13 protein-coding genes are annotated in these 15,280 nt (G+C 68.3%); 7 read left to right on the plus strand and 6 right to left on the minus strand.

The genetic code is table 11. The features are described from left to right. On the plus strand, positions 1-582 hold a 582-nt coding region (gene pgk / locus C466_RS01315), incomplete at its 5' end, for a phosphoglycerate kinase (RefSeq protein ID WP_152420183.1). Between the two features lie 57 nt (positions 583-639). On the opposite strand, the gene lrp is transcribed toward pgk, so the two are convergent. Further along, complete coding sequence (lrp, locus tag C466_RS01320; RefSeq protein WP_004597351.1) at positions 640-1,098, minus strand: HTH-type transcriptional regulator Lrp; 459 nt, start codon at positions 1,096-1,098, stop codon at positions 640-642. A 126-nt stretch (positions 1,099-1,224) separates the two neighbouring features. Between lrp and glnA the strand changes: the two genes are divergently transcribed. Beyond that, complete coding sequence (glnA, locus tag C466_RS01325) at positions 1,225-2,595, plus strand: type I glutamate--ammonia ligase (RefSeq protein ID WP_004597349.1); 1,371 nt, start codon at positions 1,225-1,227, stop codon at positions 2,593-2,595. A gap of 662 nt (positions 2,596-3,257) precedes the next feature. Here glnA and C466_RS01330 read toward each other — a convergent pair. Continuing rightward, positions 3,258-6,419 carry an adenosylcobalamin-dependent ribonucleoside-diphosphate reductase gene (locus C466_RS01330; protein WP_004597337.1) on the minus strand — a complete coding sequence of 1,054 codons (3,162 nt, stop codon included), beginning with the start codon at positions 6,417-6,419 and terminating at the stop codon, positions 3,258-3,260. Between the two features lie 422 nt (positions 6,420-6,841). On the opposite strand from C466_RS01330, the gene C466_RS01335 reads away from it, so the two are divergent. Further along, positions 6,842-7,084 (plus strand): hypothetical protein, encoded by a 243-nt coding sequence (locus C466_RS01335; protein WP_004597335.1) that lies wholly within the window; start codon positions 6,842-6,844, stop codon positions 7,082-7,084. Between the two features lie 37 nt (positions 7,085-7,121). Here the strand turns inward: C466_RS01335 and C466_RS01340 are convergent, their stop codons facing one another. Together C466_RS01340 and C466_RS01345 are read right to left on the minus strand one after the other, a co-directional pair. Next, positions 7,122-9,389, minus strand: coding sequence for a CDC48 family AAA ATPase (locus tag C466_RS01340; RefSeq protein WP_004597333.1), 2,268 nt, complete (start codon positions 9,387-9,389; stop codon positions 7,122-7,124). Beyond that, positions 9,386-9,637: an Hsp20/alpha crystallin family protein gene (locus C466_RS01345; protein ID WP_004597330.1), complete on the minus strand. Its 252-nt coding sequence runs from the start codon at positions 9,635-9,637 to the stop codon at positions 9,386-9,388. Before C466_RS01345 ends, C466_RS01340 begins: the two co-directional genes overlap by 4 nt. 225 nt (positions 9,638-9,862) lie before the next feature. Here C466_RS01345 and C466_RS01350 point away from each other — a divergent pair, with 225 nt between their 5' ends. The 4 genes from C466_RS01350 (at position 9,863) to C466_RS01365 (ending at position 13,590) form a co-directional block, all read left to right on the plus strand. Then, entirely contained in the window at positions 9,863-10,633 is a 771-nt protein-coding gene (locus tag C466_RS01350; protein WP_004597328.1) for an alpha/beta fold hydrolase, read from the plus strand. Between the two features lie 75 nt (positions 10,634-10,708). Beyond that, positions 10,709-11,401: a hypothetical protein gene (locus C466_RS01355; RefSeq protein WP_004597326.1), complete on the plus strand. Its 693-nt coding sequence runs from the start codon at positions 10,709-10,711 to the stop codon at positions 11,399-11,401. A 137-nt stretch (positions 11,402-11,538) separates the two neighbouring features. Continuing rightward, on the plus strand, positions 11,539-11,913 hold the full coding sequence (locus C466_RS01360) for an Hsp20/alpha crystallin family protein (protein WP_004597325.1): 375 nt from the start codon (positions 11,539-11,541) through the stop codon (positions 11,911-11,913). 3 nt (positions 11,914-11,916) lie between these two features. After that, positions 11,917-13,590 carry an ABC1 kinase family protein gene (locus C466_RS01365; RefSeq protein WP_004597324.1) on the plus strand — a complete coding sequence of 558 codons (1,674 nt, stop codon included), beginning with the start codon at positions 11,917-11,919 and terminating at the stop codon, positions 13,588-13,590. Between the two features lie 9 nt (positions 13,591-13,599). Here the strand turns inward: C466_RS01365 and C466_RS01370 are convergent, their stop codons facing one another. Both C466_RS01370 and C466_RS01375 read right to left on the minus strand, forming a co-directional pair. Next, positions 13,600-14,748: a site-2 protease family protein gene (locus tag C466_RS01370; protein WP_004597323.1), complete on the minus strand. Its 1,149-nt coding sequence runs from the start codon at positions 14,746-14,748 to the stop codon at positions 13,600-13,602. A gap of 204 nt (positions 14,749-14,952) precedes the next feature. Then, complete coding sequence (locus tag C466_RS01375; protein ID WP_004597322.1) at positions 14,953-15,213, minus strand: DUF7123 family protein; 261 nt, start codon at positions 15,211-15,213, stop codon at positions 14,953-14,955. Between the last annotated feature and the right edge of the window lie 67 nt (positions 15,214-15,280).

A 15,280-nucleotide genomic window follows, 5' to 3' on the forward strand; every position in this document is an offset into this window, starting at 1 on the left:
AGAGATGTGTATAAGAGACAGCTCCTCGGCGGCGTCGCGGGCGAACTGTTCTTACGCGCCGCGGGTCACCCGGTCGGCCACGACGTGGGTGAGATGGATCTGTTCGACGAGCAGTGGGAGGCGAACCGCGAGCTGATCGAGTCGGTCCTCGACGAGCGCGGCGACGAGATCCGCCTCGCGAGCGACCTCGCGTACGAGGGCGCCGACGGCGAGCGCGCCGAGGTCGCGGTCGACGACATCGAGGAGAAGGAGACCGGGTACCTCGACGTGGGCGCCGCGACGGTCGACGACTACGAGCCGGCGATCCGCGAGTCCGACGCGGTGTTCGTGAAGGGCGCGCTCGGCGTCTTCGAGGACGAGCGGTTCGCCGACGGCACCGTCGGCGTCCTCGAAGCCATCGCGGAGACGGACTGCTTCTCGGTCGTCGGCGGCGGCGACACCTCCCGGGCCATCGAGATGTACGGCCTCAGCGAGGAGGAGTTCTCGCACGTCTCCATCGCGGGCGGGGCGTACATCCGCGCGCTGACGGGCGAGCCGCTCCCGGCGGTGGAGGTCCTGGAGGCGGCGGCGGAACGGCAGTAGAAGGGCGGAACCGGTCTCCGAGCGGGGCTGGGCGTTCGAGCCGGGCGACCGGTCGAGTTACTCTTCGACGTCGAGGTCGAACTGCTCGTTCTCCGTGACCGCGTTGAGGACGACGCTCGTGTTCGACTCGCGGATGTCCGCGTCCGTGAGGATCGACTTGATCTGGTCGTTCATCCCGTCCGTGTCGGTGAACTTCCCGATGGCGATCACGTCGTAGTCGCCGGTGACCTCGTAGACGCTCACCATCTGTTTCTCCTGGCGCAGCTTCTCGGTGACGTCCGGCAGCGCGCTCCCCTCGACCTTAAGCTGGAGCACGGCCGTCACGTCGTACCCGAGCTTGTCGTAGTCGACGACGGGGGTGTACCCCCGGATCACGCCCTCCTCTTCGAGGTCGCGGAGGTGGTTCGAAACGGTCGTCACCGAGACGTCCAGTTCGTCCCCGAGGCTCCGGAGGCTCGCGCGTCCGTTGCTGAGAAGGGAGTTGATGAGCTTCGCGTCGAGGTTTTCGTACGTCATCACACCGATACACGCTTTCGGGGGTTTAGAATTTTACGAACGTCCAGCAGTTTTGCCTGTCCGGCGGTTCATGCGCCAAGCGATAAGGCCTTTATACTGGCACATAACTAACGAAGCGTCCAGAACATGACGGACGAACACGCGAAACCGGACGGCGGCCTCACGGCCGAGGAACAGGCGGTACTCGACGAGATCGAGGAACAGAACATCGATTTCCTGCGGCTCCAGTTCACCGACATCCTCGGCGTCGTGAAGAACGTCTCCGTCCCCGCTCATCAGGCGGAGAAGGCGTTCACCGAGGGGATCTACTTCGACGGCTCCTCCATCGAGGGGTTCGTGCGCATCCAGGAGTCGGACATGCGGCTCGTCCCCGACCCCGACACGTTCGCGGTGCTCCCGTGGCGCAGCGACGGTGACGGCGACAGCGGCGCCGCGCGGCTCATCTGTGACATCGTCGACACCGACGGCGAACCGTTCGCCGGCGGCCCGCGTCAGGTCCTCAAGAGCGTCCTCGCGGAGGCCGAGGAGATGGGCTACTCCGTCTCCATCGGGCCGGAGCCGGAGTTCTTCCTGTTCGAGAAGGACGACGACGGCAACGCGACGACGATCCCGCACGACAACGGCGGCTACTTCGATCTGGCGCCGAAGGACCTCGCGTCCGACGTGCGCAAGGAGATCATCTTCACCCTCGAGGCGATGGGCTTCGAGATCGAGGCCTCGCACCACGAGGTCGCCGAGGGCCAACACGAGATCAACTTCAAGTACGACGACGCGCTCACGACCGCGGACAACATCGCGACGTTCCGCGCCGTCGTCCGCGCGGTCGCCGAGCAGCACGACCTCCACGCGACGTTCATGCCCAAGCCGATCGCCGACATCAACGGCTCGGGGATGCACAGCCACATCTCGCTGTTCGACGAGGACGGCAACGCCTTCGCCGACGACGACGACGAGTTCAACCTGAGCGAGACGGCCTACCAGTTCATGGGCGGCATCTTGGAGCACGCGAAGGCGTTCACGGCCGTCACCAACCCGACCGTGAACTCCTACAAGCGCCTGGTGCCCGGCTACGAGGCGCCCATCTACGTCGCGTGGTCCGACACGAACCGCTCGGCGCTCGTCCGCGTCCCGGACGCCGCGGGCGTGTCCGCGCGCTTCGAGGTCCGCAGCCCCGACCCGTCCTGTAACCCCTACCTCGGACTGGCGTCGCTCATCGCCGCCGGCCTCGACGGGATCAAGACCGGCGCCGACCCCGGCGACCCGGTCCGCGAGGACATCTACGAGTTCGACGACGAGAAGCGCGAGGAGTACGGCATCGAGACGCTCCCGCCGAACCTCGGCGCCGCCGTCGAGGAGCTGGAGGAAGACGAGGTGCTTCAGGAGGCGCTCGGCCCCCACACCTCCGAGAAGTTCGCCGAGGCGAAGTCCCAGGAGTTCAGCGAGTACCTCACCCAGGTGTCGCAGTGGGAGGAGGACCGCTACTTGGAGACCTTCTGAGGCGACGGCGCGGCCCGACGTTTCGATTTCTTTCGGACTCTTTCGGCCTTCTCGCTCCGTCCGGTTTCGCTTCGTCGCACGTTTTTCGAGTGGGAGTGGTTCGTCCCTCGGCGAGCGCGTGAACCCGACGAGCGATCGATTGCGAAAGTGAGTATCACAGATCGGTAGCAGCGATTCGGTATTGAAGTAGTCGCCAGCTGCGCCGACGATCGTTTATAACGGAGAGTGCGGTCGGCGCGTGCCTGCGAGCGGCCGCCATCGGCGGCCGCGAGGAGCACGCGCGAGGGAGTCAGCCGGCCGGAGCGAGGCGGAGGCCGGCTGACGAGGCTGGGGAGGTGTGAGGTACGGATGCTGTGCGGTGCGGGGAGAACTCAAAGGGGCAGCCGTCGAGGGCGGGGTAGGCGACGTAAGCACCGGAATGAGGGAGCGAAGCGACCGAGTGAGGAGCGCAGCGAGCGTACCCCTCCCTCGACGGCTGGGGCTTTGGAGGCACTCGCCGCAGCAGCGTCAGTCATTTATAAATAGTCGACAGCAACACCTCAATTCTCTTTATAAACTGCCTCACTCACGACGTACTACACCTACTCCCGGTATCGATCGCGTTCGTCCGAACCGCAAAAAAACCGCGTCGTCAAGCGCTCGTTACCGCCGGTTCGTCCCGTTTAACACTCCGACCAGCCGCACGACTCGCACGTCTTGCAGCCCTCGGAGTAGTAGAGGTTCATGCCGCCGCACTCGGGGCACTCGGGCGACTCGCCCGCCGCGATGAGCTCCTGGGTCGAGTCGTCGGCGCCGGCCGCGTCGTCGGCCGCCGTCGGCTCGGAACCGCTCGGAGCCTCGGTCGCCGCGCCGGCGTCGACCGCGCCCCCGTCGGTCTGGCTCGGGGGACTCGGCGACTCGTCCGCGACGCTCCCCTCGACGTCGTCGAGGCTCTGCTGTTGGGGGATCCCCTTGTCCACGTCGTCGTCGAGGTAGCGCCGGAGCGCGGTGCCGATGGCGTCCGGGATCGACTGGATCTGTTCGCCCTTGTCCCACGCGACCTTCGGGCTCCGAGTGCCCTGGAGCTCGTCGACGATCTCCTCGGGGTCGACGCCGGAGCGCAGCGCCGTCGAGATGACCTTCGCGAGCGCCTCCGTGAAGGAGTTGGTGTAGCCGCCGGAGTGGCCGATGTTCGCGAACAGCTCGAACGGCAGCCCCTTGTCGTCCTCGTTGATGGTGACGTACAGCTTGCCGTAGCCCGTCTCGACGCGCTGGGTGACGCCGTTCAGGGAGTCGGGGCGCGGGCTCCGCTCGCTGTAGTCGATCCGCGGCTGCTCCGTCGCTTCGAGCAGGTCCGAGATCTCTGCGTCGATCGCGGCCTGGACGTCCTCGTTGTCGAGGAACGCCTCGATCCCGCCGAAGACCTCGCCGATCTGCTCGACGATCGTCTCGGCCGCTTCGCTCTCGTCGGCGAACTCCGCGTTCTGCGCGCGCGTCGTGAGCACCTGCTTCGAGCGGGTGCCGTCGCGGTAGTAGGTGACGCCCTTCCCGCCGTTCTCGTAGATGTACTCGAAGACCTCCTTGGCGTCGCCCAGCGTGGAGTCGTTGGGCGCGTTCACGGTCTTCGAGATGGCGGAGTCGACGCCCTTCTGGCAGGCGACCTGGACGCCCGCGTGGTCCTTCGCGGAGAGGTCGCCGGTGACGACGAACAGCTCGCCGATCGCGTTCGGCACGGTGTCGAGCCCCTCGACGCCGTCGAACTCGTTTTCGGCCATCTGTTCCTGCGCCTCCCGCTTGACGGCCTCGACGTCGACGTCGTTGGCCTCCAGCGTGCGCAGGAAGTAGTCGTCGAACTCGACGAGCATCTCGTCGCCCTGGACGTCGTCGGAGACGTTCTTGTAGTAGGCGACGTTGTAGATGGGCTCACAGCCGCCGGTCGTGTTGCCGATCATCGACGTCGTACCCGTGGGGGCGATCGTCGTCGTGTTGTGGTTGCGGATCGGGAAGCCGTCTTCCCACTCGTCGGCGTCGAGCCCGGTGTAGTGCTCGAACCAGTCGCGGTGCTCGGTCGGGTTCGCGTACTTCGAGTCCTCCCAGTCGTTGAAGGTGCCGCGCTCCTCGGCGAGCTCGTGGGAGGCGAGCTTCGACTCGTGGTTGATGTGGGTCATCAGCTGCCGGGCGATCTCGTTGCCCGACTCGGAGCCGTAGCGGACGCCGAGCTGGACGTACAGCTGCGCGAGCCCCATGATTCCGAGCCCGATCTTCCGCATGTCCCGGACCTTCTCTTCGATCTCCGGGACCGGGAAGTCGGACATCGTGACGACGTTCTCGAGGAAGCGGGTGCCGTACGCGATCCGCTCTTCGAACTCCTCGAAGTCGATCGCCTCTTCCAGGAACGCCTCGACCGCGGCCGCCTCGGAGTCGTACTCGTCGGCGTGCTCGTCGGACCAGACGCGCCAGTCCGGCGCGTCCAGATCCGCCAGCGTCGAGAGGTTGATGTGGCCGAGGTTACAGGCCTCGTACTCCTCGAGGGGCTGCTCGCCGCAGGGGTTCGTCGCGAGGATCCGGTGTTCGGGGTGCTCCTCGACGTCGAAGGAGTGCTCCTTGTTGATCCGCTCGAGGTAGACGACGCCCGGCTCGCCGTTCTCGTGGGCGCCCTCGATCATGTGGTCCCAGATCTCGGCCGCGGGGACGGAGAGCTCCTCGCCGACCTCGACGTGCTCGCCGAGGCCGAACATGTCGTACAGCTCCTTCGTCTCCGGAGTGGCAATGTGGGGCTCCTCCGTGCGCGGGTTGGTGAAGGTGAACTCCTCGTCGTTCTCCAGCGCCGCCATGAAGTCGTCCGTGACGCCGACGCTGATGTTGAAGTTCGAGAGGTGTCCCTCGACCGCGTTCCGGAGGTGCTCGGGCACCTTCCCGTCCTCGTCGATGAGCTCGCGGGCCTCCTCCAGCGCGTCCGCGAAGGAGTTGTGCGTGAAGTCGTCGGGGTCGTTCAGTCGCAGCGAGTGGGCCAGGGAGACGTCCTTGTTCTTCGCGTGGATGAACTGGATGACGTCCGGGTGCGAGATCCGCATGACGCCCATCTGGGCGCCGCGGCGCGCGCCGCCCTGCGCGATCGTCTCGCACATCTGGTCGAACGTCCGCATGAACGTGATCGGGCCGGAGGCGATGCCGCCGGTGGAGCCGACCGCGTCGCCGTACGGGCGGAGCTTCCAGAACGCGTACCCCATGCCGCCGCCGGACTGGAACACTTCGGCCGCCTCCTTGGCGGTCTGGTGGATGTCGGTGATGTCGTCGCCCGGCGAGTCGACGAAGCAGGCGGAGAGCTGCTGGAGCTCGTCGCCCGCGTTCATCAGGGTGGGGGAGTTCGGCATGAAGGATAGCGACTCCATCCCGTTACGGAACCGGTCCGCGGTCGCCTCGACGTGGTCGCGCACGCTCTCGGGGAGCTCGGGGACGACCGTCTCGTACGAGAACTTGTTGACGTTGTGGGCGGTGAGCGTCGTCTCCGTGTCGTCCGTCGCGGTCGTGCCCGCGCCGAAGACCTCCTCGGCGAGCTCGTCGCGCCGCGGGTGGTCGGGCTTCAGCTGGTCGGGCGTGACGGTGACCTCGACGCCCTGCTTTTCGGCCTCGAAGACCGCCTCCGCGAGCGCGACGTTGCGCGCGACGCGGTCGAACAGCTCCTCCTGATCTTCGATCGGCTCGCCGTCCGCGTTCTTCCGGAGGTAGCGCGCGGGCAGGATGTTCCCGTAGGCGTTGCCCGTGAGGCGCTCCTCCATGGTGTCGCCCGTGGTTCGTTTGATCGGCAGTTCGACTCCGTCGGCGGAGACGCCGTCGCTGCTCATTCGGCGGCCACCCCGCTGGCTTGGCGTGGGATATGGATCATCTGTAGTGTTGGTGTACTGGCGAGGCGGGCCCTTGTAGGTTCGGATGTTCGGACCCGCCCGGCATCTACATGTCCGATTCGGTATGTAACGTCGGTCCGGGGCGTCTGACGCTGAATCCGGTACGTCGGTACGAAAGGGACTCCGGACACATAAGCGTAGGTAGACCGGAGTGAAACTGAACCTCAACCGAACAAAACGGGAAACCGAAGCGGTCTCCCACCGGAACAGAAGGGGGGTCGCTCGGCGGTCGCTCCGGCGGCGGCGCCGGGTGCTGGCGTCCCTGTGGTGCGCGTTCGGACGAGCGCGCGTCCGAATGCGGCGCCGGTTTGCCACACACCTATCAGAATTCGTACCCGGAGCGTCCCTCGTCCCACAAGCTTATGCCCGGCGTCGCCGTGAGGCCGGACATGACCGGATCATCGCTCGCGCTCGCGGGACTCGTCGCGCCGGCACAGGCCGCGCTGCTCGGCAGTCAGGTCGGGCAGCTGCTGGTCGCCCTCGTCGCCGTCGCGCTGATCATCGTCGTCGGCAAGTTCGTGCTGAAGCTCGCGTGGCGGCTCGTCACGATCGGCATCGTCGTCGTCGCGGCGTTCTACCTGCTGTCGACGCTCGGCGTCGTATAAAAACCGCCGCGGGCGAGCACCGAAACGGGCGGCCGACTTACTGGAACGCGGCGCCCGGCTCGGCCTCGGTGCGGTCGACCTCCGACCGCCTGAACTGCTTTTCGATCTCCTCGTAGCGCTCGCGCGTCTCGGGGGTGACGCTGGGGTTGACCTCGCTTAACGCCTCCTCGAAGTGCTGCATCGTCACGCGGACGTTGCCGACGGACTCGCCGACCTCCTCGCGCGTGACGCTGCCGATGAACTCCCGGGAGGCGTTCATCGACGCCTCGCGGGCGACCGCCTCGATGTCGGCGCCCACGTAGCCCTCGGTCTTCCGGGCGAGGGCGTCGAGGTCGACGTCGTCCGCCAGCGGCTTGTTCCGCGTGTGGACCTCGAAGATCCGGCGGCGCGCCGTCTCGTCCGGGACGGGCACGTGGACGTGCCGGTCCAGGCGGCCGGGCCGGAGCAGCGCCGAGTCGATGAGGTCCGGGCGGTTCGTCGTCGCGATGACGACCACGTCCTCCAGCGATTCGAGCCCGTCGAGCTCCGTCAGCAGCTGGGAGACGACGCGCTCGCCGACGCCGGAGTCGCCGGAGTTCTTCCCGCGCTCGGTCGCGATCGAGTCGATCTCGTCGAAGAACACGATCGTCGGCGCGTTCTCGCGGGCCTTGCTGAACACCTCGCGGACGCCCTTCTCGGACTCGCCCACGTACTTGTTCAGCAGCTCCGGCCCCTTGATCGAGATGAAGTTCGACTCGCTCTCGTTGGCGACGGCCTTCGCGAGCAGGGTCTTCCCCGTGCCCGGCGGGCCGTACATCAGGACGCCCTTCGCGGCCTGCATGTCGAGCTCCTCGAACACCTCGGGGTACTCCAGCGGCCACTGGATCGTCTCGCGGAGCCGCTCCTTAGTTCCCTCGAGGCCGCCCACGTCGTCCCAGGTGACGTCGGGGACCTCGACGAACACCTCACGGAGCGCGGAGGGTTCGATCCCCTTTATCGCCTCTTTGAAGTCCGACTCGGTCACCTGGATGCTGTTCAGCACGTCGGCGTCGATCTCGTCGCTCTCGAGGTCGATCTCCGGGCGGATGCGCCGCAGCGCGTGCATCGCGGACTCCTTCGCGAGCGACTCGAGGTCGGCCCCGACGAAGCCGTGGGTGTTCTCGGCGTACTCGTCGAGGTCGATGTCGTCGGTCAGCGGCATGTTCCGCGTGTGGACCTGAAGGATCTCCTTCCGGCCGTCGCGGTCGGGGACGCCGACCTCGATCTCGCGGTCGAAGCGGCCGCCCCGTCGGAGCGCCTGGTCGATGGCGTCGACGCGGTTCGTCGCCCCGATGACGACGACCTCGCCGCGCTCCTCGAGCCCGTCCATCAGCGAGAGGAGCTGGGCCACGACGCGGCGTTCGACGTCGCCGCCGGCCTCCTCGCGCTTGGGCGCGATGGAGTCCAGCTCGTCCATGAAGATGATCGACGGCGACTCCTCGGACGCCTCCTCGAACACCTCGCGGAGCTGCTCTTCGCTCTCTCCGTAGTACTTCGACATGATCTCCGGGCCGGAGATCGTGTGGAAGTTCGCGTCGATCTCGTTGGCGACCGCCTTCGCGATCAGCGTCTTCCCCGTGCCCGGCGGGCCGTGGAGCAGGACGCCCTTCGGCGGGTCGATGCCGAGGCGCTTGAACAGCTCCGGGTGTCGCATCGGCAGCTCGATCATCTCGCGGACCTGCTCGAGCTCGTCGTCGAGCCCGCCGATGTCCTCGTAGGTGACGTCCGGCCCCTCGCCGGTGCCGCCCGCGGCCTCGCCGCGGTCGGCGAGCTCCTCGGCGGAGATCTCGGAGATGCTGATCTCCGTCTCGTCGGTGATGACGACCGTGCCGCCCGGGCTCGTCTCGGCGATCTTCATCGGGACCGCCTGGGACTGACCGCCCATCAGCCCGAAGCCGAGGGAGGTCCGGATCGTCTGTCCCTCGGTCACCGGCTGACCGGAGAGCTTGTCGCGGATGAACGGGGCGATCTGGCCCCGCACCCGTAGCTGGCTCGGGAAGGCGATCGTCACCGCGTCCGCGCGGGAGACGTCGACGTCCTCGACGGTCACGCGGTCGTCGATCCCGACGTCGGCCTCCTGGCGGAGGCGGCCGTCGATGCGGATCACGCCGGTCCCGTCGTCCTCGGGGTAGCCGGGCCAGACGCGGGCGATCGCCGCCCCGTCGGCGCTCTCGACGCGGACGATGTCCCCGCCGGAGAGCCCGAGCTCGTCGGCGGCGACGCGGTCGATCGCCGCGAGGCGGCGACCGGCGTCCTTCTGTTTCAGCGGCTTGACGGTGAGCTTCATCGCTCGCCCTCCACGGTGAGCACGCCGTTGTTCACGGCCGCGTCGGCGGCCGTTCCGGGCAGCTCGAACTCCGATTCGACCGGCCCGTCCGGTCCCTCCACGACGACGATCGCCGTCTCGCCGACGGTGTCGACGGTGACGGTCTCGTCGTCGACGCCGAGATCGGCGGCGACGGTCCAGCCGTCGTCGTACTCGTACCGACGCAGCAGCGCGCCGTCGCCGGTCGATCGGGTCTGTATGTGATTCATCCTAACTACGAGTTAGTCGCGTAGATATATAAACTTAACGCACAAAATCGCATGACGTGAGTGTTTCTCTATTCTATCGGTAGTGTAGCGGTTCGGGTCGTTCGTCCCCGATCGGTCGCCGTCCGGCGGTCGCGCCGCGTCGCGTCTCTCGGTTCGGATCGCGCGGCGTCGATCGCGGTCCGATCTCCTCCGGCGTTTATACCGCTCGGCGCCGAACCGCCGGCCATGGAACGGGTCACCCACGACGGCCGGGCGACGGCGTACCGCCGCTTCGACCGCGGCGGCGACGGACCGACGGTCTGTTTCGTCCACGGCAGCGGCGGCACGAAGGACGTCTGGAAGTCGCAGGCGCGCATCGCCGACCGGTTCCCCAGCGTCGCCGTCGACCTCTCGGGGCACGGCGACAGCGACGACGTCGGGACCCCCGCGGGACGCGAGACGCTCGACGCGTACGCCGACGACGTCGTCGCGGTCGCGGAGGCGACGGACGCGACCGTCCTCTGCGGGAACTCGCTCGGCGGCGCGGTCGCGCTGTGGATCGCCTTCGAGCGCGACCTCGCGCTCGACGGACTCGTCCTCGCGGGCACGGGTGCGAAGCTCGCGGTGGCCGAGCCCCTCCGCGACGCGCTCGCCGACGACTTCGACCGGGCGGTCTCGCTGCTCCACGAGCCGAACCGGCTGTTCCACGACGCGCCCGTCGAGTACGTCGAGCTCTCCGAGGCGGCGATGCGCGCGTGCGGGCGAGCGGTCACCGAACGGGACTTCCTGACGTGCCACCGCTTCGACGTCCGGGACCGCCTCGGCGCGGTCGACGCCCCGGCGCTCGCGCTCGTCGGCGCGCACGACGGGCTCACCCCGCCGGCGTACCACGAGTACCTCGCCGAGGAGATCCCGGACGGGGAGTGGTCCGAAATCCCGGACGCCGCCCACCTCGCGATGCTCGAACGGCCGGCCGCGTTCAACGAGGCAATCTCGGCGTTCCTCGGCGACCTGTAGGACACCCCGGCGGCTGTCCCGACCGCCGCGCTCGCGCAGGTACCCTTTTAGGTCGCTCGCGCGTCGCGGGGGAACATGGTCGACAGCGACGAACCGGACGCGGACACGGGTCGCGCGGACGGCGCGGCGGAGCGGGCCGCCGCGGCGAACGCGCCCGGCGACCCCGACATCGACGACCTGCTCGCGAAGCTCGACGCCCTGAGCGACACCGTCGACGAGGGACACGAGCGCGAGAAGGTCAGACAGACGATCTCGCTCGTCGAGCGGATGCCCGGGACCGGTGCGCTCGCCGAGCGGATCACCAAGTACACCTCCCGGGACCTGGCAGAGTCGTTCGTCGGGGCGGTGCTGTTCGCGCTCCCGCTGCTCGTCGAGGGGGGCGTATTCGAGATCGCGGCCTGGTTCGCGGCGACGACCGTCTCCGGCGTCCCGGTCCTCCTGATCGGCCACGTCGGGTTCATCTTCCTCGCGACGGCCGGGCTCCTCTACTTCGCCGACTTCCGGCAGATCGCGATCAGACACCCGATCTTCGGCGTCATCCCCCGCCGGTACGCCGGCGTCCTCCTCGTCTCGCTGACCACGTCGGCGACGATGCTGCTGTTCTGGGGCCGGCTCCACGAGGGCGACCCCACCGCGGTCGAACGGGCCGGTCGGATCGCGGTCGTCTGGGCCGCGGCCGCGTTCGGCGCGGGGCTGGGCGACATCCTCCCGGGCGAGTCGCAGGGCGAGGACCTCGGGAAGTTCGACCTCGACATCGGCGACGACTGAGCCGAGGCCGGCGACCGCGCCGACTCGACGCCCGCCCGCGACCGCGACCGGCAAGCCGACTCGACGCCCGCCTCGGATCCCGCGGTCGAACCCCGTTTTTCCACAGCTTTTTCGCTGCGGCGACCCTATCTCCCTCTATGTCAGCGCTACGCGACGCGCTCCGGGACCTCCCGGACGCGGTGTTTGCGGACTTACTCGAGTCGGACGAGGGGTACGTCCTCGTCGTCGACCTCCCGGGCGCGACCGCCGAGACCACCGAGGTGCTCGTCGAAGACGGGCGCATCGACATCGAGGGGCGCCGTGAGAAGGCGGTCCCCGAAGGGTTCGAGTACGTCCGCGAGGACCGTCCGCTGTTCCTCGACGCGGAGCTCCCCCTCCCGAGCGACGCCGACGGCGCGGGCGCGGACGCCGAGATAGACCGCGGCGTCCTCGAGATCTCGCTGCCGAAGCGGGAGCGCGAGGTCTCCCGGACCATCCCCGTCGACGACGCGGACGACGAGGGCGACGCCTGACGGGTGGTCACGCTGGTCAACCTTCGCGCCTACTGGCGGTTCGTCGTCGTCCTGCGGCAGTTCTCGCCGCTCATCGTCGCGTACTGGCGTGACAGCCGGCGCTACTTCCTGTTCGGGGGGAGCCGCGAGGTCGACGCCGAGACGCAGCGCGAGCGCGCAGCGGTGCTGCTCGACATCCTGCTCACGCTCGGCCCGACGTTCATCAAGCTCGGGCAGATCCTCTCGACGCGGCCGGACATCCTCCCGCCGGCGTACATCGAGGTGCTGGAGGGCCTCCAAGACGACGTGCCGCCCGCGCCCTGGGAGGAGTCGAAGGTCGTCCTCGAAGACGAGTTCGGCCCGGTCGACGAGACGTTCGACGACTTCGACCGCGACCCGATAAGCGGCGCGAGCCTCGGGCAGGTGTACACCGCGGAGTACGAGGGGACCCCGGTCGCGGTGAAGGTGCGCCGCCCGGGGATCGAGTCGCTCGTCGAGGCCGACCTCCGGACGATCCGCTGGTCGATCCCCCTCGTCAAGCGGTTCACCGGCGCCGGGCGGGCGTTCTCCCTCGAGAACCTCGCCGACGAGTTCGCGAAGACGATCCGCGAGGAGATGGACTACGAGCGCGAGCGGACGATGCTCGAAGAGATCCGCGGCAACTTCGCCGACGAGGACCGGATCCGGATCCCGGAGACGTACGAGGCGGTCTCCGGACCGCGCGTGCTCACGATGGAGTACGTCCCGGGCACGAAGATCAGCGACATCGACGCGCTCGACGAGGCGGGCCACGACAGAACGCAGATCGCGGAGACGCTCCAGGAGGTGTACCTCCAGATGATCATCGAGGACGGCGTGTTCCACGCCGACCCCCACCCGGGGAACCTCGCGGTCGCGGACGACGGCGCCGTGATCTTCTACGACTTCGGGATGGCGGGCCGGGTCGACCCGTTCGTCCAGGAGAAGATCGTCGAGTTCTACGTCGCGGTCGCGCGGCAGGACATCGACGCCATCCTCGACACGCTGATCTCGATGGGGACGCTCTCGCCGGAGGCCGACCGCGAGGTGATGGGCAACGTGATGGAGCTGGCCATCGCCGACGCCAGCGGCGAGGACATCGAGCAGTACCAGGTGAACCAGATCATCGAGCAGGTGGAGTCGACCATCTACGAGTTCCCGCTGCGGCTCCCGCCGAACCTCGCCTTGGTCCTCCGCGTCGCCACCGTCGTCGAGGGGGTCTGCGTCACCTTGGACCCCGAGTTCGACTTCATCTCGACGGCGACCGACTACCTCCGCGAGGAGGGGTACTACGAGCAGACCGCTCGGGACCTCGCCGAGGACGCCGGCCGGCAGGTGCAAAAGACCACCGAGGCGCTCTTTACCGTCCCGCCGAAGGCCGACGAGTTCCTCGACCGCGCCAACCGCGACGACCTCACCGTCAACGTCGTGTTGGAGGACGACACCAAGGTCTTAGAGAAGCTGGCGATGCGGATCGCCTACTCGGTGCTGCTCGCCGTCGGCGTCCTCTCGGCGACGATCCTCTACTCGTTCGCGGAGAACTGGCGGCTCGCGCTCGTCGTCCTCGCGTTGGCCGCGCCGCTCGCGATCGCCTTGTACCGGTCGTTCCGGAAGAAGCGCGGGCTCCGGACCACGCCCCAGTTCACCAGGCAGGGAATGAAGAACCGGCGCGACGACTGACTCGCGGCGTCACGCGCCGACGACTTGGATCGGCACGAGGAGGAAACAGAGCGCGCCGACGGCGAACGTGGCGAGGCCGACCGCGAGCCGCGGGAGTCCCACCCCTTCCTCGTCGGTCGGGTCGGCCGGGCCGTTGAACGCGATCACCGTCGCGAACACGCCCCAGAACGCCCACAGCCCGACGGACTCGTTCAGCCCGAGCCCCCGCCAGAAGTGGAGGTACGCGGCGATCCCGAACAGCGCGCCGGGGACGAGCGCCGCCACCGTCTCCTGTCGCGGCCCGAGCATCGCCCGGACCATGTGGCCGCCGTCGAGCTGGCCGACCGGGAGGAGGTTTAGGAGGGTGAAGAACATCCCGACCCAGCCGCCGATCACGACCGGATGGGCGGTGAGCCGCGGGTCGCCGTAGCTCGTCGGCTGGCCGAGCGCGCCGGCGATGAGGTCCAACAGCGGCGGGTTGTTGAACCGGATCACCGAGCTCGACGAGCTCGCGAGCTCTGCCGGCACCTGAATCGGGTCGAGCGAGAGGCCGATGGCGGTCACGACGACGGTCGCGACCAACCCCGCGATCGGGCCGGCGGCGCCGATGTCGAAGAGGACCTTCCGCGAGGGCATCCGCCCGCGGATGCGGATCACCGCGCCGAGCGTGCCGAACGGGAAGATGAATGGGATGACGTACGGGAGCGAGACGGGGACGCCGTGGTAGCGCCCGGCGGCGTAGTGGCCGAGCTCGTGGGTCATCAGGACGCCGAGGACGGCGGCGGTGAACGGCCACGCCTGAAGCAGCGAGAGGGGGTTCGACTGGATCTCCGCGAGCGGCACGTAGTACCAGCCGTACGCGCCGACGAACAGCGTCGACAGCACGGTGGCCGCGAACATGGCGAGGTTCACCCAGGGGATCCCGTCGCGGCCGCGGTCGAACGGCGTCGCCACGACGACGTGGCCGTCGTCGACGACCTCCACGTCGACCTCGTAGCCCGCCTCTCGGAAGTGCGGGGTCAGCTTCCGCAGCAGCGTCCGCTCCGGGACGTACGACTCGCCGCGGTATCGCACGCGGCCGTCCTCGCGGCGGACCTCGTCGATCCGGAAGAACGTCCGGAGGGGCTCCGGACGCGGCGCGCCGTCGCCGGCCGCCGCCGCGTCCTCGTGTTCTGGCATCGCCTCGTCGTAACTGGTCGGCGAGTATAAACCCCGCGTCGGCGGGTGAGCGAACCGGAAACGGGGGGACCGGTCGTCCGCTCGGTTCGCGAGGCGGACGCGTGCGCGGTCAGAAAGCGCGAGTCGGGGACCGAACCGCGGGCGTCAGTGCGGTGCTGCGCGTCGGGAGCGGTGCTGCGGGCGTCGGTCGGCGGAGCCGGAGCGTCAGGCGGGCTCGACGCGCCAGGTCGTCGCGCCCGTGTACGACCACTTCTCGACGGTGAGCTCCGTCGCGGAGTCGCGGAGCTTCACCATCAGGGCGCCGATCTCCTTCGGCGAGAGGTCGACGTCCTCGGAGATGAACTTCCCTTTGAAGTACATCTCCCCGTCTTGGGCGCGGTCGAGCAGGTACTGCTTCAGCCGCTCTTCCTTGCTGCGGTCGTCGTTCGCGCTCGCGTTCGTGGAGGGGTTCGCTGTCGCGCTCATGGTACACCTCACGCTTGCCGCCGGAGGGTGTTATAAAGGTAACACCGTTGGGCGACGTTCAGGGGGT

This window comes from Halorubrum distributum JCM 10118 (genome assembly GCF_000337335.1).
Taxonomy (GTDB): Archaea; Halobacteriota; Halobacteria; order Halobacteriales; family Haloferacaceae; genus Halorubrum; species Halorubrum distributum.